Source organism: Streptomyces hawaiiensis, assembly GCF_004803895.1.
Taxonomy (GTDB): Bacteria; Actinomycetota; Actinomycetes; order Streptomycetales; family Streptomycetaceae; genus Streptomyces; species Streptomyces hawaiiensis.
In genome coordinates this window covers 7,275,745-7,294,742 of sequence record NZ_CP021978.1, presented here as the reverse complement: position 1 = coordinate 7,294,742, position 18,998 = coordinate 7,275,745, and the positions used below count along the sequence as shown (strand labels likewise).

Sequence of the window (18,998 nt, the reverse complement as noted above, 5' to 3'; positions counted from 1 at the left end):
GGGTGCCGCGGGTATCACCGCTGCGGTAGCCGATGCTCCCCCTCTCCCTCCCCGGTGGGTTTGGGGAGCGCTGCCTTCTTCTGTGTCCGCTACGGCTCCACTGTCAAGTACAGCCAAATGCGGACCTGCTCCATGGTCGCGAAGATCGCCGGTTTGGCTAACCGGCAATCTTGGTCTATGTTGCGCTCGCGCTCCGAAAAGAGGCTCGCCTCGACTGCCAGCCTCGACGCCAATCGATCCGCCCCCGTATGTGGATCCGGCATGAACGGTCCACCGTGTATCGCACAAAGGGTAAGCGGACAGGGGCGGCCGGCCGGACTGATCGGAGGACGCGCATCGGCGGAAATACTCCTCATCGGATCTCCAGGCGGGTCGCTTACCGACCTCACACTTCCGAGGTGTTGTACGTTGACATACACCCGGAGAGGGTTCCAGTCCTTCGAGCCCCTTTCTCGTCTGCCATGGGCAAAATGCCGAGTCAGACTGAGTACACAGAAAGAATTCGCCCTATCGGCCGACCTCGTCCGGGCCGCCGCTCGCTCTCCGCTAGGCACCCGCCGACGCGCTGTCGCCCCCGGAAGTCAGGGGCTCGCCGGCCTGCCTTGCGGTCAGTACGAAGCCCAACGGACGACACAACACCCCGGTGAGGTCACGCATCTATGCGGTCCACGCGTTCAGGTCGCCAAGCGTTTGAATGGCCTGCTGCCCGTCTCAGTGGTCCAGGTCGCTGGTTGAGTCCCGCCCACCTTCACCGGTAGCTACCGACTTCGGTGCGCGCTGGACGGCTGGGTAGGGTCGCGGTACCCGAGCTGGAGAGGTAGTTGCATGGCCAACGAGATTGTGATCGCGCAGACGACCAGCGACAACGAGGATCAGGCGAAGGCGCTGGCCTGGGGCGCTGTCGAGAGCAAGCTGGCAGCGGGCGTCCACATCGATGCGCCGATGACCGCCTTCTACTGGTGGAAGGGGAAGGTTGAGACGGCGCAGGAGTGGCGGATCTCGTACATGACTACGACGGACCGTCTCCCGGCACTGGAGGCGTGGATGCACGAGAAGCACCCGTACGACGTCCCCCAGTGGATCACATTGCCCGTGACCGGCGGTTCGGAGGCGTACCTGTCCTGGGTAGTCGCGGAGACGGCATAGGTCTGCGGAGCGACGGACCGGCCGTACGACTGTTCGCGTCCTGGGCTTGTCCGCGTGCCGCGCAGGGACTCAGGATGCGAACTGCCGCAGATGGCGGCTGAGTTCCTGCTCGCTGTCCGGGAGCGACGCTGCGATAGTCGATGCGCGCTCCTTGCCCATCGTGTTGGGTTTGGCCTGTGCCGCTGCGGCGAACTGGCGTGACACGTAGACCCCTTGGTCGACGTCACCTCCACGCAGCAGGGCCGACGCGAGATCACCGAGGACCACGACGCCTCCGTCCGGTAGTTCGTCTCCGAGTCGGTCGACTGCGGTGTCTGCTGTAGCGGTGAGTTCGGGACGCCCCAACTGCCCGTATACAGAGAGGGCCAGCGAATCCATGCGGTACGGGGTCACGAACCGGACCCACGCCTGCTCGTTGGTGTGATCCGCGAAGTCGTAAGCGAAGCGCGCTCGCTCCAACGCCCGGAGCGCCCCCATCTCGTCGCCGGCCGCCGCAGCCTCCTCCGCGTGCCTGCCGAGGACCCAGGCGGCAGCAGTAGCGTTGCCGTGGCCTCGCACATCGCTGGCCGCCCGGGAAAGGAACTCCAACTTCGCCTTCGGCGTCGAGGCGCCGTAGCTGCTGTAGGTCAGGGCCAGGGCTCGGAGCGGAGGGTGCCCGGCGGTCGTCGCGCACTGCGACGTGACCTTGTAGTAGGCGTCGGCTTTGTCGTGCTCACCCAGGTCCCAGGCGACCCAACCCGCCAGGGCGGCGGTTTCTCCAGCGGCGATAGTGAGAGCCCGCTCGTGCTCGCCAGCACGAGGCAGAGCCGCGGTGATCGCGTCAAGATGCGACTCGACCGTCCTTTGTAGCCGCCGGGCGCTGAGATTGAGTTCCTGGACGTGTAGTTCAGCGGCCCGGTCGATGAGCGCGACGGCGGAGGGCGAATCGATCTTGGACCCCTTACTGAGGGCGAAGGCGAGGCGCCCCCAGGGCTCGGCAGCCGCGCTCACGCCGACAGCGGCGCCACCCAGCAGCGTGCGACGCTTCACGGCGTCCTGGTCCTCCTCTGCACTGGCATGCCCCTTTCTCTTCCGAGCGCGGGCAGCCTTGGCCTCCCGCTGAAGCTCCTCGAAGGGCACACCGCAGGCCGCCGCGATGTGGGCGATTGTGTGATTGGTAGGGACGTTCTCGAAGTTCTCATAGCGGCTGATCTCTCGGCGGGTCATGGTGTCCCGGCCGGAGACAGCGTTGATCGCGTCTGCCTGCTCCTCCTGCGTCCTGCCCGCCTCCTGCCGGAGCCGGAGGAGCAGGTCGGCGAACGGATCTGGCATGAGTGTGACCTCTGTTGGTGGGCGGAATCCAATCATGGCCTCAATTCCCCCTCCGACTTTCCCCCCTTGACAGATATTTCCCCCTCTGGATTCCCCTGGTCGACGGCGTCGCCACGCGGTGCGATAGCCCCCATGACCAGGCTCCAAGAGGAGACCCCGCCCGGCGGGGGCATCCGTAGCTTTGCCGACGTGGCAGGCGTGTCGTGCGCGAGGTCGGTTCACGAAGACCGGCACAGCACATCGGCGAGGGCAGGCATACCGGCGGCACCCCATGGCTGTCAGGCGGCCTTTCTCCCTGATCTCGCGAAAGTTGGGGAGATGCGGCAGACAGCCGGGGCGTTCCTGCGGCGGTGCCGTGTTTCGGACCCGGTGGCGGGGGTCGTCGTACTGGCCGTCTCGGAGCTGGCCACCAACGCCGTGATTCACGGTGAGGGAGAAGTCGTGCTCCGGATCACGGTGGCCGTCGACGTGGTGCGTGTCTCGGTCACCGATCACAATCCGGCCCCAGCTGTACTCAAGGAAGCCGGACCCGACGGTGAATCCGGTCGCGGGATCCGGCTTGTCGATGCGATCTCAGACGCGTGGGAGAGCAGCGGCAAGGAGACGTGGTGTGAGTTCCGGTACGCGAGGGCTGAGGGTTGAGCCAGACTTCCAAATGGTTCCCGGCCATGCGGTTGACGAGTCGGGCAGCTCAGTCACTTCCCCTACAGGGGACGCTCGGAGGGCCGTTCGCTTGCCTTCGCCCAGTAGTTCGGTTCAAGCATCTCGCCAGGCCATGCGGGCTGACGGATCGGGCCCTGAGGCCCCATCTGTTCGAAGTACGGTGCCAGGTCGATCACGGGCGTCCCGTCGACGGCGTCGAGATCGGTGACCAGGAGGTCCCTGCCTTCGACCTTGAGCAACCGCGGGTAACTGACCGCCAGTTGGTTTGGGCGCCGGTGGTTGCGGTGGACGAACGTACCGGTCGCCGGCCAGTTCTGGTTTCCCCTTGGACTGCGTGCGTGGAGCTGGACGTCTTCGGGTCGGGCCAGATGGAAGCGCCAGGTCACGGTCAGGTGGGAGAACTCCTCGATTCCTTGCAGCGTTTCAAGGGGATACGCGTCGTCGAGCCGGATGATCGATTCGACCCCGCCTTGGTAGTCGTCCTGTACGCGAGTGTGGCCGCCGACGACCGTGGCGATCGACTTGACCTCGTAGGTCGGCATCAGCGCTCGTTCCTCTCCCTGGGCGTAGCGTGCGCGGCGGCCTCCGGTCAGCGCCGCGAAACCGTTCTGTGGTCAGCCTATGGCGCGCAACAAGCCTCGCGCGCGACGGTCCAGTTCGGCGACGTGGCGACCACCGCGCTGCCGGACGGGCGAGATGTCGCTCTGCATGCGGACGATGACGTCGCGGGCTCGCCCGGACTGGATACCGGCCATGGCATCGAGTGCTTCGCTCCAGGTTGCGCATGCCTCGTCAAGGCGTCCCTGCTGGACTTGGACGGCGCCGAGGTAACCGAGCGTCACGCCGTGGGTACGGGCGAACTGCTGGCGTTGGCGCGTGGCCACGCTGCGCTTGAAGTAGATCTCCGCATCCCGAGGCTGGCCCATGTCACGCAGAGCGCAGGCCGTCTCGTGGGCGAGGGAGGCTTCCTGAAAAAAGCCGACGCGCGCCGGCGCCTCGTTGGTGTCGGCGCGGGCGAGGTCCCGCTCCGCGCGGCTGATGGCCGCGAGAGAGCCGGCCCGGTCGCCGTCGGCCGCGAGTGCGCGAGCGTGGACGATCGCCAGAAGTGCCTTTTCACGATGGCTGGCTTGGCCGTAGCGGTCGCGGGACATCGAGGCGTCGGCCAGGGCGAGCGCCCGGCGTGGATGCCCGAGGTCCACGGCCTGGTGGGCGAGGGCGCGCAGGACATGACCACCGAGCGGTCCGTCTCCAGCTTCCGCCGCGATGCGGGCGGCAATGGTGAGGTAGCGCTGGGCAGTGCGGTGTTCACTGGCGTCGAAGGCCATCCAACCGGCGAGGTAAGTCATCTCCGCCACGGCGGAGTACGTGTCGCGGCGGAGCTGGTCTGTACGGAATCGGCCGCCAAGCAGCGGTACCGCACCGTCGAGCAGGTGGCTGGCAAGGGCTTTGCGGCCGGAGGCGCCGCCTCGCTGCTGGTCGCGCGCGGAGTAGTAGACCGTGAGGTCGCGGACGTCGTCGATGTCTGTCTGGGTCACCGGGCGCGGGGATGCCGGTCGGCGCTTCGCCGCTGTGGCGGGGGCGGCTGCCCACCACGAGGCTGTGGGCAGGGCGAGGCCGGCCGCGGAGTAGGCGGCGGTGGACAGCAGCTTGCGTCGGTGCATGTCGAGATCGTCGCTTCCCAGCTCGGCCAGTGCGGTCAGAGGGTCGACGCTCCAGTCGGATCCGGTGTCGGTAGTGCCTGTTGGCTCTTCTTCCAGCCCGAGGTCGGCCAGGGTGAGGTGGCGGCCGAGTCTGCGGGACAGCGTCTCGCGCAGGATATGCGGCGCTCTGCCACTCGGCTTCGTGCCGAGCACCCACATGGAGATGTGCGAGCGGGAGATCGCCTCCAGCTCACGCACTCCGCTCTCCGCGGCCACTCGAGCAACGGCAGCGGCTGCTTGTGGCTGGGACCAGCCTGCTTCGCGCAGGAGTGCGGCGAGGGCGACGTTTCGTTCACGGGCCATGGACTGCCCCTCGGGTCCGAAATGATCTTTGGCGCCTTTGGCGGCCTTCCGGTCCGCACAGGCATACCCCTCAGACGGGATTCACGGTTCGCTCAACGTAGCTGCCAGATCACTCACTTCGCACGCCAGCCGTCGGTGCCAACCGGCGATTTCGGCTCACTTTGGCTTGATCCGAACAGGAGTTGTGTCATGCGCCTTTCGCTGGTTCCTCGCGGAGGAGACATCCAGAGCGTGGGCGGGAGCGGAGAGCGAGGGTCCGTCACCGTGAAGCGGGCGCCGCAGCGTGATCACGTGGTGGCCGCGTGGGAGACGGTGACGCTCGTGCTGGGCGAGGAGTCACCGCTACCCGAGAGCGCTGCTGATGTGGAGGGCCTCGTTCGCCGTCTGCGCGGTCACGTTGCCCAGTTGGGAGCACGAACCCCTTCGGGCACCCCCGTCCTGCTGCGCGCGCAGCGGCTCTGCTCGGACAGCGTCCCCGAGGGCTACATGCCCAGCCGGGTGTACCTGGTCGAGCTCGCCGAAGCGACGCGGAAACTCGTCACGCATGTGGAGCGCGGTGATCCCGGGTCGATGCGCCCGCAGCGCAGGCGGCGTTCGTGGAAGCCCCGGATCAAGATGCTGCGCGGGGCGGTTTTCGCAGTCGCCCTCGCCTGTTTGGTCTGGGCCGCTTCGGTGCCACGGACGTGACAGTAACCGGGGTCGTCGTCATCGGGCTGATTCTCGGGCCGATGGCCTGGCTGGTCCTCCGCGGCGAGCGCGCAGCCAGTCCTGTCGCGGCCGACGAGGACGCCCCACCGACCCTGAACGATCCGACCTCACCCCGGTGACCACAGGGGCACTTACTTCTCAGTGTTCCCGGCCGCCGTAGCGGCCCCCGACACCCCCGGCCTGCGGGATCAATGGAGATTCACAAACGATGAAACGTCTTCCGCGTATCGAGCAGTACGGCCTGATCGGCGACATGCAGACCAGTGCCCACGTCTGCGACGACGGTTCGATCGACTGGCTGTGCCTGCCCCGCTTCGACTCGCCGGCCATTTTCGCCAGCCTGCTCGGCACGCAGAAACACGGCACCTGGCAGATCGCTCCGGCCTCGCCGCCTCGTAGCCGGTCCGGCTCCGAAGCGGAAGCCAAACGCCGGTACTGCGGTGACTCACTCGTCCTCGAATCGGTGTGGCGCACCCCGACCGGCTCGGTCCGCGTCCTGGATTTCATGCCGCCACGCGACGGGGCACCCCAAGTGATCCGGATCGTCGAGGGCCTCACCGGCGAAGTGCCGATGATCTCGGCCATGCGTCCGCGGCCGGGATACGGCAGCGTCAGCCCGTGGATCCACGAGGTCGGGGGCCGCATGGTCGCGGAGGCCGGCGCGGACGCTCTGTGGCTCGACACCTGCGTCCAGCAGGTGGAGAAGGACGGCGCCATCGTCAGTGCGTTCGCTGTCGCCGCCGGGCAGAGCGTGGCTTTCGTGCTCAGTTGGTGCCCATCCCATGCAGCCGCGCCTGACCTTCCCGACCCGGAGGGCGCGCTCACCGAGACACTCGCCTTCTGGCGGGAGTGGGCGCAGGAATGCACCTACGACGGCCCCTTCCGCGAGCCCGTGGTTCGTTCCTTGATCGCGCTGAAGGCGATGACCTATGGGCCGAGCGGCGGGATCGTTGCGGCGCCGACCACATCGCTGCCTGAGGAAATCGGCGGCGGACGGAACTGGGACTACCGCTTCACCTGGCTGCGCGACGCCTCCACGACCCTGGCCGCGCTGCTGGGGACCGGGTACCGGCAGGAGGCGCAAGCATGGCGGCGATGGCTGTTGCGTGCGGTGGCCGGCGATCCGGAGAACTTGCAGATCATGTACGGGATCACCGGGGAGCGCGATCTGCGGGAGCGGGAGCTGGCCTGGCTTCCCGGGTACGAGGACTCAACCCCAGTACGGGTCGGAAACGGGGCGGCGGACCAGCTCCAGCTCGACGTGTACGGCGAGGTGATCGAGACCCTGTACCTCGCGCACCAGAGCGGTGTCGCCCACTGCGCCGACACTGCGGTCCTGCACCAGCGCCTCGTCGAGCACCTGGCGCAGCGCTGGCAGGAGCCCGACGAGGGAATCTGGGAGATCCGAGGGGCACGCCGGCACTTCGTCCACTCCAAGGTGATGGCCTGGGTCGCGGTCGACCGCACCATCCGCCTGGCCGAAGTCGGTGCCCTCGACGTGGACCTGACCCCCTTGGTCGAACTGCGGGCCACGATCCACGACGAGGTCTGCACCAAGGGCTTCGACCCGGCGCGCAACACCTTCACCCAGTCCTACGGCTCCCAGGAACTGGACGCCGCCACGCTGCTCATCCCCCGCGTCGGCTTCCTGCCGCCGAACGACCCGCGCGTCATCGGCACCGTGGATGCGGTACGTCGTGAACTCTCCACACCGGACGGGCTCGTGTACCGGTACCCGACCCGCGGCAAGCGCACCGGAGTGGACGGCATGGCCGGCGATGAGGGCACCTTCCTCCTTTGCAACTTCTGGCTCGTCGATGCGCTCGCCCTGACCGGCCGCCTCGGCGAGGCCCACGCCCTGTTCGAACACCTTCTCGCGCTGCGCAGCGACCTCGGGCTCCTGGCCGAGGAGTACGACCCCGTCCAGCAGCGCCAGGTCGGTGATTTCCCGCAGGCGTTCAGCCACATGGGCCTGATCCAAAGTGCCCGGCTCCTTCATCAGCTGGCGACGCAGTCTTCCTGCCACCGAGGCACGGTCGAGGTTCCGGCGCCTCGCTCGACCTCACGCAACACGCTCCAGACCTGCACAAGCCTGACGCCGCAGCACGCCTAGCAACCCCACCCCCTGACGAGGATTCCCATGCCTGACAGCGCCTTCCCGGCACGGCCGGCCGCTCCCGGCCACCGCAGACCTCCACGGATCGACACGATCACGCTGCACCGTGTCCGCCGCACCGTGGCCTTGCCCGTGGTGCTTCTGGCCGCGCTGTTGGGTGCCGCCTTCGCCCTCTGGTCGATGTCTGCGGTAGGTCCCGGCTGGCTCCTGACCGGCCTTGTCTGTGGGCTGGCCGGGGTCGCGCTGGTGGCGGCTCGCGGAGTGCGCACGGCCGCAGGGGTCGTGCAGGCAGCTGTGGAGAAGGCCCAGGCAGCGGCGCTGACAGCGGTCGCCGAGGCAGGGGCGGCCGTCGAGAAGTCGGTGCAGTGGTCGGCGGACGAGCTGTGCCGCGGGGGACGCCCGGCGCTGCCGGACATGCAGACGCCACCGTCGGCCAGTCCGACCGTCGAGATCAACAAGGCGTTGAGTTCCCTCCAGGCGCAGGCCATCGCGTCGCTGATACGTGTGCACGACGAGTCCCAGTCCGTCGTTCTCCTGGAAGTGCTGCGCCGTCTGGCGATGCGCGAGCACGCCCTGGTCGGCAAGGCGCTCCAGGCACTGAGCCAGTTGGAGATGCTGACCGACGACCCGGAGCTGCTTTCGAAGATCTTCGAGATCGATCACCTCGTGACGCGGATGCGTCGCCAGGTCGAGAGCACGGCGGTGCTGGGCGGGCAGTCCCTGCGCAGCGTGCGTCGGCCCGTCCCCCTCGCGACGGCGCTGCGCGGCGCAGTCTCCGAAGTTGTGCAGTATCCGCGTGTGGCCGTCGCGGCTGGTTCCGTGGGCGCTGAGCTGGGCCTTCCGGGACATGTGGGTCCGGACCTGACCCACCTTCTGGCCGAGCTGATCGAGAACGCCTGCGAGTGCTCCGATCCGGCAACGAAGGTGACCGTGCGAGCGCAGCGGGTTTCTAACGGGCTGGCGATCGAGGTCGAGGACCGGGCCATCCCTATGCATCCGCAGACACGCGCGCAGATGAACCACCTGCTCAAGGCCCCTGACGAGGTGGACGTCAGCGGTCAGGTACGAGCGGGACAGCTCGGCTTGCTGGTCGCCGCGAAGATCGCCCAGTCGCACGGGCTCTCCGTTCTCCTCCAGGAGAACGTGACGGGAGGCACCACCGCCCTGGTCGTCATTCCGGCACGGCTCCTCGTCGCGATTCCCTCGCTCGAGGACTCGGGCGCGCTCCCCAGGAGACCCCACCCCTCCGCGCCGCCGCCCCGGCAGAGTGCCACGGCTCCAGCCATCCCGGCGGGCCAGGTACCACGCCCGGGCACCGCAGGGGCGCCGAGAGCCGGAGAGGCAGGTCACTCGGCTGATGCGCCCGCCCTTCCCACGCGTACGCGTCAGGCTGGCTCGTTCCGTCCACCACGCGAGCGGGAGCAAGCCCCCGTGACCGCGGCGACGCCAGGGCTCGCAGCCGCCTTCCGCAACGGCATCCAGGCCGGCGGGACAGCTGGTTCTCCGCCCGCTTCGGCAGAGCAACCCAGGCCCTGATTCTCGCCCTTCCCTCCACGTTCCCGGCGGCCTGTTACATCCGCTGGCCCTTCCCCCTTCTGGAGCGATTCCTATGAGCACCCACCCCGCGATGGACAACGTGACCAGCGACGCGCCCGCATCCGAGACGACAGCAAGCGGTCAACGGGACAACATGGCCTGGCTGCTGCGTCACTTCACCTCCGAGACTCCGGGCGTCACGCACGCCGTCCTGCTGTCGCGCGACGGACTGCGGCTGCTGGACAGCGACGTCGACAAGGACTGGGCGGACGAACTGTCGGCCGCGCTCAGCGGAGTGGCCTCCCTCGCGACGAACATCACCGGCCCCAGCCACAAGAAGAGGCCGGCCAGGCAAGTCATCATCGAGCGAGACGACTGCCTGTTCTTTGTCCAGAGCGCCGGGTGCAGCGCAGCCTTCGAGGGCCATCCCGGCAACGAACGCGGTGAGGTGGACACGATCCTCGCCGTCATCGCCACCACGGACGCCGACGCGGGAACCGTCGGGTTCGAGATGGGGCGCCTCGTCCAGAAGTTCGCTCCTTACATGCAGATCCCCGTCCGCGTCGGCACGGGTGCTGAGGTCCGGTGACCGCACACGGCCGCTCGGCCGAGGAGTCGACGTTCGTGCGGACCTACACGCTGACGCGCGGGCGCACCAAGCCGCGGCACCTGCTGGGCCTGGAAACCGTGCTGGACGCCGGGCCGGGGCGACCCGGCCCGGGCCAGGCCGAGGAATGCGAAGACATCCTCACCCTGTGCCGAGAGCGCCGGCGTTCGGTGACCGAGCTGGCGGGCCGACTCGGCCGCCCCGTCACCGCCGTCAAGATCCTCGTCTCGGACCTCTTGGACGCCGACGCCCTGGTCGTCTCCGTCGCCGATGCCTATGCCGCCTCCGACGCAGACGCGGATGAGCGTCCCACCACCCACCTGTTGGCGGCCCTCTCTGTGGGCCTGAAGAGGAAGTGGCCCGATGCCGTCGCCTACCCCCAGGCCGGATGACTCGACCATGGCGCTGCGGAGTCCGTCGCGCCCGCAGGCCGGCGCACCGACTGTGCTGAAGATCGTGATTGCCGGGGGCTTCGGCGCGGGCAAGACCACCGCCGTTGGTGCCGTCAGCGAGATCACGCCGCTGAGCACGGAGGAGTACCTGACCCAGGCGAGCGCGGACGTGGACAGCCTGGAAGGCGTCGAGGCCAAGCAGACCACCACGGTCGCCTTCGACTTCGGCCGCCTCAGCCTGCCGGACGCGCCTGTGCCCCTGGAACTGTTCCTGTTCGGCACGCCCGGCCAGGACCGGTTCGTCGACCTCTGGTACGACCTCTCCCGCGGAGCCGTCGGCGCGGTCGTCCTGGTCGACACCCGCCGCCTGGAAAGCAGCTTCACCCCCGTCAGCTTCTTCGAAGACATCGGCCTGCCCTTCGTCGTCGCCATCAACCAGTTCGACGGAGCACACCGCTACCACCCCGAACAGGTCCGCACCGCCCTCGAACTCCCCACCTCTGCGCCGGTGGTCACCTGCGATGCCCGCGACCCGAACCACGTCGCCGGCGTTTTGCTGACCCTCGTCGGCCACGCCGTGAAGAACGCATCGGCAGGCCCCGCTCGCCCAGCAGCCACTACCACCCTCCAGGACGCCTGATGTCATATCAGCCCAACGACCCCTACCTCGTACCGCAGACCGCCCCAGCAACCCGGTCACTGCCGCGACGCAACATGCGAGACATCGCCCTTGGGCCGTCCCTCTCGGCCGACGTTGCCGTCACCGGCCCGCAGGACCAGCAGACGACCGAACTGGCTCGGCGGTATGAGCTGCTCGAGCGCCTGGGCGTGCCCACCGCTGCCAGCCAGGACTTCGACGAGCTGGCACGCGACATGACCACGCAGGCCGGATTCCTGTACGGGTTCGTCAATCTCTTCCTGGAGGAGCAGACCTTCGTCGGGCTGCACCAGCCGCCCGCGGACAGCGGGTACGTCATCGTCGGCCGCACCATGAGCCGCGACCACGGCTGGTGCCCGGAGGTCATGGCCCGCAAGAAGGCCCTCCCGCTGCACGACGTGCACGCCAGCCCGCGCTTCAGCGGCAACCACGTGGTCGACGCGGTCGGGATCCGCTCCTACTTCGGCGCACCGCTCATCCACGGCAGCGGCACCGTGCTGGGCACGGTGTGCGTCATCGACCCCGAGAAGCGGCCCCTGAGCGAGGCCCGACGGCTGAGAGACATCGTCATCAACGCCGGCGCCCAGGTGATGGACCACATCGCCCACGCGCCAGTCCGCTAGGCCGTTCCACCACCCCCACCCGGGAGCCGCAGGCGATCCCCGGCCGCTCCACTGTGCGACCTTCACCCAGGGAGAGGGAGACGACCATGCCCGCCACACCCACCACGCCACCACCGGCGCTGCGTCCCTACCTCACCGCCCGCCACGAGCTGCTGTGGGACGAGGCGGACGCCTTCGCGGAAGAGCACATCGCGCCGCGCGCCGCACGTATGGAGGCCGCTCCGGGCAGGGTGGAGCGCAAGGTCGCCGACCTGATGGCCGCACGGGGCTGGTTCGCCGTCACCGTCCCGGCCGCCTTCGGCGGTCTTGGCGCCGGCCATGTGGCCAAGACGGTCTTGGTCCACCGCGTCGCCTGCCTGTCGGCGGCTGCTGCGGCCATCCTGCAGGCCACCCTCATCCCCGTCGGCGGGTTGTTGCACTTCGCCACTTATGAGCAGAAGGTCCGCTGGCTGCCGCGGGTGGCGGACGGTTCACTTCTTTTGTCGATCGCCGTGACCGAACCGCGGGCCGGCGGACACATCGGCGGCATCGAAACCACCGCCGAACGCGGCGGCAATCAATGGGTGATCGCCGGCAGTAAGGTCCACATCGGCAACAGCCATCTCGCGGGAGCCCACCTCGTCGTCGCCCGAACCGCCGAGGTGGGCGTACGTACTTCCCAGGCGCTGACCGCGTTCATGGTCGAATCCGACCGACCCGGGCTTTCGGTCTCCGACCACCGTCCCGGCCTCGGCCTGCACGGCTTCTCCGCCGGCCGCCTCGACCTCGACCACGTCCGCGTCCCCGAGGACAACGTGGTCGGAGAGATCGGCCAGGGGCTGAGCGTGGCCCAGAGCAGCAGCATCCTGTACGGCCGTCCCAACCTGGCCGCGGTCAGCCTCGGGATCCACGAGGCGGTCGTGGCCACCACGACTGCCCGCCTCAAGGCGCGCGCCCGCTACCGGGGCGCCCTGTCCGATCTGCCGGTCCTGCGGGACCGCATCGGTGACATGGAGGCTCGCCTGCGCGCCGGACGAATCCTGGCCTACCAGTCCGTGCACCTCCTCGACCAGGGCCTGCCCTGCGACGCCGACCTGATCAACGCCAAATATCTCGGCCACCAGTGGGCCGTGCAGTCGGCCCAGGACGCCATGGAACTGCACGGCGCCCACGCCCTCGACCGCGACTACGTCCTCCAGCGCCTGTGGCGCGACATCCAGCACACCTATCCACCGGCCGGAACCGGCGAAGTCCAGCGCATACGCCTCGCCGACGCCGCCTTCGACGAGGAGCACATCCAGTGGTCCGAACGCCTCGCCGCCGAAGCGGCCTGGGCACGACCTGACCCCACCGCCGCATGAGCCCCCGTGCGCGGCATCCCGTGAATCCAGACCGCCGCGCACGGGCCCATGTCGCCGGCCCCCGTCCCCCGCGGGGGCCGGCGGCACCCCTTCCGGTGACCGTCCACTCAGCCGAGAAAGAGACACCCGTGACCCCGCCCGTGACGACCAGCGCACCGATCACACCCCTGACGCCGACCCTGCAGCGCGTCGCCCAGCACCTCGCAGACGACCTCACCCCCCGAGAAATCGCCACGAGGACCGGGCTGTCGGCCGTTACCGTCCGCCAGTACGTCCGCGACATCCGGGAGAGCCTCCACTGCCCGCCCCGCTGCAAGCCCCCGGTGATCGTGCACCGCCTGTTCGCTGCCCAGCAGGTCGCCCCACCCACAACGGACAGGCCAACGCCCAAGCTCAGCCCGGAGCAGCAACTGCTGCTGCAGGCCGTCGCTGAGCACAGCAATCCCCACGACATCGCAGTCGCCGCCAAGATCGCCCCCGCCGATGTCCGAGCAGCACACGACGAACTGCTCGATAAGACCGGGGCGGCCAACACCACCCAGCTCGTCGTTCTTGCCCACGCGTGGGGCCTACTGGGCACCAGGCCAGCCGCCACGACGGAGAGCGGAGCGAGCCAGTGAACGCGTCACCCGTTTCTGTGGCCACCAAGCCATTCCCCGCCTCCCTGCACCGGCGCGCGACAGCGTTACCGGCCGTGTACGAGATGCGGACTCTGTGCACCGACGCCGAACGAGACGAGGCCGCCGCACTCGTCCAGGACCGTCAACGCTGGCTCACCATGCGCGGCATGCCTGTACCCGCCCGAGCCGACATCCCGGCTCTGTTCCGCGACCCGCAGGCCAAGCCGGCCGGACTGTTCGAGGACGGGCTGCTGCTGGCCTGCATGATCCCGCAGCGCGGGCCCCACCTCCGATGGGGCGAGGGCCCGTGCCTCTTCCTGGGCTGCGTCCACACCCTGCCCGACCGCTCCGACGACACCGTCCGGCTGATCACTCTGTGGGTCTCCGACTTCGCCGCCCGGCTCGGCGTACCGCTCGTGCGGGCCGAGGTCTTGGCCCGCCATCCTCTCGACGTTGCTCCGACCGCCGCATTCCTTCATCGGCTCACCGACATGGGCTGGGACCTGCGAGGATCCGGCACCGGGCAGCACGATGAGCGAGTCGCTCGCCTCGAACTCACAGCAGAGCGTCGGCCTGGGCTGAGCGCGCTCATCGGCTGCCGGGTCCACGAGCCGCGTTCCGCCGCAGACCAGCGGGGCATCGCGTGATGACCGCCGAACCGCTACGACCGGACCTCGCCCGCGAACTCCTCGTCCGAGCCGCACAGTCGGCAGCGCGCCGGGCCAAGCGCGTGCGCAACCACCTCGACTCCGTCCAACTCGGTCAGGACCGTCACGCCGACCACGCCGACGCCAAAGTGCTGCGCCGCATCCTGGCCGAACATGACTGGCCCGGCCACCGCCTCGTCGGCCCCGACGCGGCACGTGCCGCCTGGAGCATCGCTCTTCATGCCGACGGCGAGCCCGACTTTCAACGGGCGGCCACCGTCCTTCTGAAGCGCGCAGTCCAGGACGACGACGCGCGCATCCAGCACTGGGCCCACCTTCACGACCGTGCCCTGGTCAACAGCGGGCGACCACAAGAGTTCGGGACCCAACTGGTCGTCAACGCAGCAGGGGTTGAGCTGTGCCCGCTGCGCGCACCGGAGTCCCTGGACCAGCGACGGGCCGCCGTCGGGCTGCCGCCGATCGCCGTCGCCCTGGAGACGGTGCGGCGCCGGTACGCCCCGGATCGCCATGCCGGCGACTCCCCGACCGTCGTGCTCGCGGGGGCCGCATGACGCAGCGGGCCCCACAGGTTCCACAGACCCAACGCTCGTCCGCAGACTCCTTACCTGAAAGGACCGTTGAAGTATGAAGCTCACTACCGCCGTCCTCGCTGCCGGAGCCGCCGTCTCCCTCACCACCGCCGTGGTCGGAGCCGCCCGGCTCAGGCAGGACGCGCGGCACCAGGCCGAGCGAAACGAGGTGGCCGTCGCGCGGAACCAGCTCGACTGGCTGACGCAGATGTCCACCAACCCCGACCTCGCCAAGCTCTGGACGCCCGAGGACATCGACGTCGAGGAGTACATGCAGCTGCTCCATGCCAACCAGCAGATCTGCGCCCTCAGCCTGCGTGACCGGCTGGGCTTCGTTCGCCACGGACAACTGCCCTTCTACGCCTCGATGCTCATGAACAGCGACGTCTGCAGGCGGTACTGGGCCCGTTTCGGAGACCTCCGCGCCCAGGAGGCCGAGGGCGACGAGCGCGCCGAGCACTTCACCGAGGTCCTGGACAGGGCTGCGAAGACCCACTCGCGGGCGCAGCCCTCAGCAGCCTGACGACACGGCTCACACCGACTCCCAGACGCCCTGGAGCAGGCGACACCGTCGCCCGCCACCGTCTGGCCCCAAGTTCCGGGTCCCGACCGGGCCCGGGATCCCGCACCACCCATCGCCACTAGGAGGCAAGCATGACCGCCGTGCAGACGGAGAGGCCGACCGCCCCCGCGCAGCCGGACCTCGCAACCACCGACGAGACCGACCCGTTCGGGCTCGACATCACCTTCATCGAGGGCACGCCGGCGACCGAGACGGTCCTGATGTGCAGCACGGGCGACACCTGCGGCAGCTCCTGCCCCAGCGCCTGCACCACCTCGTAAGCCGGTCCGATCCGGCAGCGCGGGCCGGGCGGGGCTTCCCGTCCGGCCCGCATCCCGCCCCGTCACGAAGGAAGAAGGGAGAGCGGTGATGACACGGGTACGTCCCAGCCTGTATCAGGGCGCGGGGCAGGCGATGCTGCGCTCCACGGTGCACCTCACTGCGCCCGCCATGCCACCCTGGCCGGCATCCACGGCACCGGTGGAACCGTGGCGTGCGTGGCTGAGCAGCGTCTGGTCCGACGATGCCTTTCGGCAGACAGTGACCGACGCCAGCCCCGACCTCGCAGGACAGGTGCAGGCCATCATCGACGGCCGCACGCCGAAGCCGCGCCGGGTTCGCCGTGCTGCTCTGGCCACGGCCCGCTATGCGATCCGGTACGCACACCGCTCCACCCCCTACGGCCTGTTCGCCGGCGTCGCCCTGCTCGGCTTCGACCAGTCGACATCCGTGCGCTTCGGAGAAGACCACCAGGCCGTCGTCCGCCCCGATCCGGTCGGTCTCGACGAGATGCTCAGCGCTTGGGAGAGCGACAGCACTCGCATGGCCGAAACGGAGGTCTGCGTCAATACGCTGGCCCGGCAGCGTAACGAGCGCATCCACGTGCCGTCCGAGGGCGACGCAGAGTTCCGCCTCGCCCTGAACCCTGCGCTGCGCCTCGTGCTCAACCTGGTCCGCTCCCCGATCGAGTATCGCCAGTTGGCCGATAAACTCGCCGCGGAGTACCCCGCTGTGAGCGACGCAGCGCGTCACCGGCTCCTGGGCGAACTGCTGCGGGTACGGCTGCTGCGCTCCTCGCTGCGCGCGCCAGCCACCGCCGTCGACCCCTCAGACGCCCTACCGGACGCGGTCCGCGCCCAGGCAGACCGGCTGCGGCCAGCATGCGACCTGCGGCTGGATGCCGACGTGCGGCTGCCCGAACAAGTGCTGACCGAGGCAGGGACGACAGCGACCGTGCTGGCCCGCCTGGCCACTCATCCGAACGGGACACCGACCTGGCGTCGGTGGATCGAGCAATTCACCGAGCGCTACGGCGAGAACGTCCCCGTTCCGGTGGAGGTGGCCACGGACTCCGACCGGGGCGTGGGCTTTCCGGAAGGGTTCGTCACCGTGAGCGAACCGCCCCGACCGATGTCCCGGCGCGACCGCCTGCTGCTGGAGCTGGCCGGCACCGCCGCCGCCGAGGGCAGGCGCACGGTGGCCCTGACGGGCGCGATGATCGAGGAGCTGGAAGCCGCAGCCGGCGAGAAGCCACACCATCCGGCGCCCCATCTCGAACTGGCCGCTCAGGTGCACGCCTCCTCCGTCCAGGCCCTCGACCGGGGGGACTTCCGGCTGCGGGTCCTGACCGTCTCCCGCTCGGCCGGTTCGATGACCGGACGGTTCTGGCACCTCTTCCCCGGCACCGAGGAGGCGTACGCGCACCTGCCCACCATCGATGCGGAGGCGGAGCTGGCACAGCTGTCCTTCCACGCCGGGCGGGTGCCGGCCGACCTGCTCACCCGCGCGCCCCAGGCCCTGCCCCGCGTCGTCAGCGTCGGCGAATTCCGCCGCCCCGCCCCGCACGTCCTCTTCCCCGGCGACCTGTCGGTCACCGTCGCCGACGGCCGCCCCCAGCTGGTGGAGTCCGCGACGGGCAAGCGGCTGGAGCTGCTGGCCCCCACCGCCATCAACTTCCTGTGGAACAACTACACCCCGCCGATGGCCCGCTTCCTCGGCGAGATCAGCAGGGCCGCCTCCCCTCAGGTGACCTGGTTCGACTGGGGCGCCGCCTGGACCCTGCCCTTCACCCCGGCTCTCACCTACCGGCGCACCATCCTCACCGCCGCCCGGTGGAAGATCCGCAGCCGCACGCTGCCCGCCCGCACCGCACCACTCCAGCAGTGGGCAGACCAACTCCACGCCTGGCGTGCCCGGTTCCGGGTACCGGAGCGGGTCCTGCTCGCCGAGGACGACCAGCAGCTGCCCCTCGACCTCAGCCGCGACGTCGACCTGGACCTGCTGCGCGCGCACATGGACGCCAGCCCCGTCGGCATCGCCACCCTGCACGACGCGCCCCCGCCGGACGCAGACGGGTGGATCGGCGGCCGGGCCCACAGCATCGTCGTCCCCCTGGCCAGGCGCTCATGACCACGACGACCGTGCCCCGTACGCAGGACCTGTCCGAGGGCGCCCTGGGGATGGCCCTGCTCGACATCGAGCGCCGTGACTTGTCCACCGCCCGCCGCCACCTCACCCAGGCCACCGTCCGAGGGGTGAGCACCGGCAGCAACGCCAGCCTGTTCCACGGCGCACCCGCCCTGGAGTTCGTCCTGGCCCGCGCCCACGGGGCCGGCGACGACGTCCGCGCGGCCGTCGACCGCGTCGTGGACGCCCGGCTCGCCGCCGCCCACCGCCGCCAGGCGGCCGGCGCGCTGCCCCACCTCGCCGAGTGGGACCTCATCCGTGGCCTGACCGGGCTCGCCGCACTGCTGCTGTCCCGCCGCCCGATCGCGCCCCGGCTGCCCGACGTGCTCGCCTGCCTCGTCACGCTCGCGCACCCAGCCTGCGGTGGCGGCCGGATGCTGCCCGGGTGGTGGTCGGCGGTCGGCCCGGACGGGATGGAGATGGCCGGCGGGCACGGCAACAACGGCATGGCCCACGGCATCGCGGGGCCCCTGGCCGTGCTCTCCCTCGCCCTGCGTGCCGGAGTCAGCGTCTCCGGCCAGGAGGAGGCCGTCGGCACGTTCGCGACCTGGCTCGACCGGCACGGCGCCCACTACTGGTCCACCGCAGCACACCTGGAGGCCGAGCAGCCGCCCGCAGCGGAACCGGCCCGCCAGTCCTGGTGCTACGGCCAGCCCGGCATCGCCCGCGCCCAGCAGCTCGCCGCGCTCGCCCTCGGCGATACCGCCCGGCGCCAAGCGGCCGAGGACATCGTCGAGACCATCCTGACCGACCCGCTGCGGCTCGCCCGCATCACCGACTCGACCCTCTGCCACGGCTGGGCCGGCCTGCTGACCCTCACCCGCGCGGTCGCCGCCGACAGCCCCGCACCCGGACGCTTCACCCCGATCATCCAGGACCTGCACCGACGGCTGGCCGCCGACTGGGAGCACCTGCCCAAACCCGGATTTATGGAAGGCCGCGCCGGAGCCCAACTCGCCCTGAACGCCACCGACACCACCGGCTGGACCCGCGTCCTCCTGCTCACCTGA

21 protein-coding genes are annotated in these 18,998 nt (G+C 69.6%); 18 read left to right on the top strand and 3 right to left on the bottom strand.

Annotated elements, in window-relative coordinates:
* Nucleotides 1-825: 825 nt before the first annotated feature.
* The gene (gene cutA, locus CEB94_RS33440; protein WP_175435695.1) at nt 826-1,146 is read left to right on the top strand and encodes a divalent-cation tolerance protein CutA; all 321 of its coding nucleotides are present in this window, start codon (nt 826-828) and stop codon (nt 1,144-1,146) included.
* 69 nt (nt 1,147-1,215) lie between these two features.
* Here the strand turns inward: cutA and CEB94_RS33435 are convergent, their stop codons facing one another.
* On the bottom strand, nt 1,216-2,457 hold the full coding sequence (locus tag CEB94_RS33435) for a helix-turn-helix transcriptional regulator (RefSeq protein WP_175435694.1): 1,242 nt from the start codon (nt 2,455-2,457) through the stop codon (nt 1,216-1,218).
* A 132-nt stretch (nt 2,458-2,589) separates the two neighbouring features.
* Between CEB94_RS33435 and CEB94_RS33430 the strand changes: the two genes are divergently transcribed.
* The gene (locus tag CEB94_RS33430; protein WP_175435693.1) at nt 2,590-3,099 is read left to right on the top strand and encodes an ATP-binding protein; all 510 of its coding nucleotides are present in this window, start codon (nt 2,590-2,592) and stop codon (nt 3,097-3,099) included.
* Between the two features lie 62 nt (nt 3,100-3,161).
* On the opposite strand, the gene CEB94_RS33425 is transcribed toward CEB94_RS33430, so the two are convergent.
* Together CEB94_RS33425 and CEB94_RS33420 are read right to left on the bottom strand one after the other, a co-directional pair.
* On the bottom strand, nt 3,162-3,662 hold the full coding sequence (locus CEB94_RS33425) for an SAM-dependent methyltransferase (protein WP_175435692.1): 501 nt from the start codon (nt 3,660-3,662) through the stop codon (nt 3,162-3,164).
* Between the two features lie 72 nt (nt 3,663-3,734).
* Nucleotides 3,735-5,123 (bottom strand): NsdA family TPR-like regulatory protein, encoded by a 1,389-nt coding sequence (locus tag CEB94_RS33420; protein ID WP_175435691.1) that lies wholly within the window; start codon nt 5,121-5,123, stop codon nt 3,735-3,737.
* Between the two features lie 231 nt (nt 5,124-5,354).
* Between CEB94_RS33420 and CEB94_RS33415 the strand changes: the two genes are divergently transcribed.
* The 16 genes from CEB94_RS33415 to CEB94_RS33340 all read left to right on the top strand — a co-directional run bounded on the left by CEB94_RS33415 (nt 5,355) and on the right by CEB94_RS33340 (nt 18,998).
* Complete coding sequence (locus CEB94_RS33415) at nt 5,355-5,810, top strand: DUF6415 family natural product biosynthesis protein (protein ID WP_246112005.1); 456 nt, start codon at nt 5,355-5,357, stop codon at nt 5,808-5,810.
* Entirely contained in the window at nt 5,807-5,950 is a 144-nt protein-coding gene (locus tag CEB94_RS33410; protein WP_175435690.1) for a hypothetical protein, read from the top strand. Before CEB94_RS33415 ends, CEB94_RS33410 begins: the two co-directional genes overlap by 4 nt.
* Before the next feature lie 89 nt (nt 5,951-6,039).
* Nucleotides 6,040-7,944 (top strand): glycoside hydrolase family 15 protein, encoded by a 1,905-nt coding sequence (locus tag CEB94_RS33405; RefSeq protein WP_175435689.1) that lies wholly within the window; start codon nt 6,040-6,042, stop codon nt 7,942-7,944.
* A gap of 27 nt (nt 7,945-7,971) precedes the next feature.
* A complete protein-coding gene (locus CEB94_RS33400) occupies nt 7,972-9,483 on the top strand; it encodes a sensor histidine kinase (protein WP_175435688.1) in 1,512 nt (503 codons plus the stop codon).
* A gap of 73 nt (nt 9,484-9,556) precedes the next feature.
* On the top strand, nt 9,557-10,072 hold the full coding sequence (locus CEB94_RS33395; RefSeq protein WP_175435687.1) for a roadblock/LC7 domain-containing protein: 516 nt from the start codon (nt 9,557-9,559) through the stop codon (nt 10,070-10,072).
* Entirely contained in the window at nt 10,069-10,482 is a 414-nt protein-coding gene (locus tag CEB94_RS33390) for a DUF742 domain-containing protein (RefSeq protein WP_175435686.1), read from the top strand. Before CEB94_RS33395 ends, CEB94_RS33390 begins: the two co-directional genes overlap by 4 nt.
* A 7-nt stretch (nt 10,483-10,489) precedes the next feature.
* Nucleotides 10,490-11,122: a GTP-binding protein gene (locus tag CEB94_RS33385; RefSeq protein WP_175435685.1), complete on the top strand. Its 633-nt coding sequence runs from the start codon at nt 10,490-10,492 to the stop codon at nt 11,120-11,122.
* On the top strand, nt 11,122-11,763 hold the full coding sequence (locus tag CEB94_RS33380; protein ID WP_175435684.1) for a GAF domain-containing protein: 642 nt from the start codon (nt 11,122-11,124) through the stop codon (nt 11,761-11,763). Before CEB94_RS33385 ends, CEB94_RS33380 begins: the two co-directional genes overlap by 1 nt.
* An 86-nt stretch (nt 11,764-11,849) precedes the next feature.
* Complete coding sequence (locus CEB94_RS33375; RefSeq protein WP_175435683.1) at nt 11,850-13,103, top strand: acyl-CoA dehydrogenase family protein; 1,254 nt, start codon at nt 11,850-11,852, stop codon at nt 13,101-13,103.
* 128 nt (nt 13,104-13,231) lie between these two features.
* On the top strand, nt 13,232-13,723 hold the full coding sequence (locus tag CEB94_RS33370) for a DNA-binding protein (RefSeq protein WP_175435682.1): 492 nt from the start codon (nt 13,232-13,234) through the stop codon (nt 13,721-13,723).
* A 74-nt stretch (nt 13,724-13,797) separates the two neighbouring features.
* Nucleotides 13,798-14,370 (top strand): hypothetical protein, encoded by a 573-nt coding sequence (locus tag CEB94_RS33365; protein ID WP_175437273.1) that lies wholly within the window; start codon nt 13,798-13,800, stop codon nt 14,368-14,370.
* The gene (locus CEB94_RS33360; protein WP_175435681.1) at nt 14,367-14,942 is read left to right on the top strand and encodes a DUF6624 domain-containing protein; all 576 of its coding nucleotides are present in this window, start codon (nt 14,367-14,369) and stop codon (nt 14,940-14,942) included. Before CEB94_RS33365 ends, CEB94_RS33360 begins: the two co-directional genes overlap by 4 nt.
* A gap of 73 nt (nt 14,943-15,015) precedes the next feature.
* Complete coding sequence (locus CEB94_RS33355) at nt 15,016-15,483, top strand: DUF6082 family protein (protein WP_175435680.1); 468 nt, start codon at nt 15,016-15,018, stop codon at nt 15,481-15,483.
* A gap of 131 nt (nt 15,484-15,614) precedes the next feature.
* Nucleotides 15,615-15,803, top strand: coding sequence for an FxLD family lanthipeptide (locus CEB94_RS33350; protein WP_175435679.1), 189 nt, complete (start codon nt 15,615-15,617; stop codon nt 15,801-15,803).
* Nucleotides 15,804-15,972: 169 nt separating this feature from the next.
* Complete coding sequence (locus tag CEB94_RS33345) at nt 15,973-17,931, top strand: lantibiotic dehydratase family protein (RefSeq protein ID WP_175437272.1); 1,959 nt, start codon at nt 15,973-15,975, stop codon at nt 17,929-17,931.
* Nucleotides 17,928-18,998 carry a lanthionine synthetase LanC family protein gene (locus tag CEB94_RS33340; protein ID WP_175435678.1) on the top strand — a complete coding sequence of 357 codons (1,071 nt, stop codon included), beginning with the start codon at nt 17,928-17,930 and terminating at the stop codon, nt 18,996-18,998. Before CEB94_RS33345 ends, CEB94_RS33340 begins: the two co-directional genes overlap by 4 nt.

Bases quoted from the DNA above. Each gene is read 5' to 3' on its own strand.
- cutA (WP_175435695.1), top strand. From the start codon at position 826: ATGGCCAACGAGATTGTGATCGCGCAGACGACCAGCGACAACGAGGAT.
- CEB94_RS33435 (WP_175435694.1), bottom strand. From the start codon at position 2,457: ATGCCAGATCCGTTCGCCGACCTGCTCCTCCGGCTCCGGCAGGAGGCG.
- CEB94_RS33430 (WP_175435693.1), top strand. From the start codon at position 2,590: ATGACCAGGCTCCAAGAGGAGACCCCGCCCGGCGGGGGCATCCGTAGC.
- CEB94_RS33425 (WP_175435692.1), bottom strand. From the start codon at position 3,662: ATGCCGACCTACGAGGTCAAGTCGATCGCCACGGTCGTCGGCGGCCAC.
- CEB94_RS33420 (WP_175435691.1), bottom strand. From the start codon at position 5,123: ATGGCCCGTGAACGAAACGTCGCCCTCGCCGCACTCCTGCGCGAAGCA.
- CEB94_RS33405 (WP_175435689.1), top strand. From the start codon at position 6,040: ATGAAACGTCTTCCGCGTATCGAGCAGTACGGCCTGATCGGCGACATG.
- CEB94_RS33400 (WP_175435688.1), top strand. From the start codon at position 7,972: ATGCCTGACAGCGCCTTCCCGGCACGGCCGGCCGCTCCCGGCCACCGC.
- CEB94_RS33395 (WP_175435687.1), top strand. From the start codon at position 9,557: ATGAGCACCCACCCCGCGATGGACAACGTGACCAGCGACGCGCCCGCA.
- CEB94_RS33385 (WP_175435685.1), top strand. From the start codon at position 10,490: ATGGCGCTGCGGAGTCCGTCGCGCCCGCAGGCCGGCGCACCGACTGTG.
- CEB94_RS33380 (WP_175435684.1), top strand. From the start codon at position 11,122: ATGTCATATCAGCCCAACGACCCCTACCTCGTACCGCAGACCGCCCCA.
- CEB94_RS33375 (WP_175435683.1), top strand. From the start codon at position 11,850: ATGCCCGCCACACCCACCACGCCACCACCGGCGCTGCGTCCCTACCTC.
- CEB94_RS33355 (WP_175435680.1), top strand. From the start codon at position 15,016: ATGAAGCTCACTACCGCCGTCCTCGCTGCCGGAGCCGCCGTCTCCCTC.
- CEB94_RS33350 (WP_175435679.1), top strand. From the start codon at position 15,615: ATGACCGCCGTGCAGACGGAGAGGCCGACCGCCCCCGCGCAGCCGGAC.
- CEB94_RS33345 (WP_175437272.1), top strand. From the start codon at position 15,973: ATGCCACCCTGGCCGGCATCCACGGCACCGGTGGAACCGTGGCGTGCG.
- CEB94_RS33340 (WP_175435678.1), top strand. From the start codon at position 17,928: ATGACCACGACGACCGTGCCCCGTACGCAGGACCTGTCCGAGGGCGCC.